Source organism: Vibrio sp. 10N.261.52.A1, from assembly GCF_002876325.1.
In the GTDB taxonomy this organism is placed as follows: Bacteria; Pseudomonadota; Gammaproteobacteria; order Enterobacterales; family Vibrionaceae; genus Vibrio; species Vibrio chagasii.
In genome coordinates, this window is sequence record NZ_MCYD01000273.1 from 1 (window position 1) to 574 (window position 574).

1 pseudogene is annotated in these 574 nt (G+C 38.7%); it reads right to left on the bottom strand.

Features of this window, described 5'->3' with window-relative positions:
• Positions 1-175: pseudogene (gene glyA / locus BCT81_RS03510) on the bottom strand (serine hydroxymethyltransferase); the annotation flags it as partial.
• Positions 176-574 lie beyond the last annotated feature (399 nt).

The window sequence follows — 574 nt, forward strand, 5'->3', positions numbered from 1 at the left end:
AAGTGCCTTGAGCTTGCATTACTGCTTTAGAAACGATGTTCTCAGAAGCAATAAGTTCTATTTGTTCGTTTTGACGAGTGTTCTCTGCTTGGATTCCAGCAAATACTGCGTCGTCAGTCGCAGATAGGTTCGTAGAGAAAAAACTGTCTAAGCTATGGTTTTGATAAGCGTTCATTGTCGAGACCTTTCATTAAGCTAATGGTGATTGTTTTTATAGTCCATTAGGTCTTACGTTGATTTCTGCATCGGTATCGTTTGCGTTATATAGGTGTATAAATAGTGCGTTGCTTCTTATTTATACGGCCATAGCGTCAAAGCGATCGTTGTAGGGTCAATGCAGCACGAATTGGTTCCCAAAAATTTCGGGTAAAAAACAGCTCTTACAAATGTTAAATCTATCACTTGCTGCAAGCTGAAGTAGCATCTCTTCATCTAACAAGTCGATAACATAGCTCCGATAAAATCAATTTTCAACAAAAATTTCCAATAGGAAACAGTTTTTCTCGTTTTGCTACAGGGAGCACGCTTTATTTCCCTGTGTGCTCTTTAATCAACAAAGCGCTTCATGCAACAA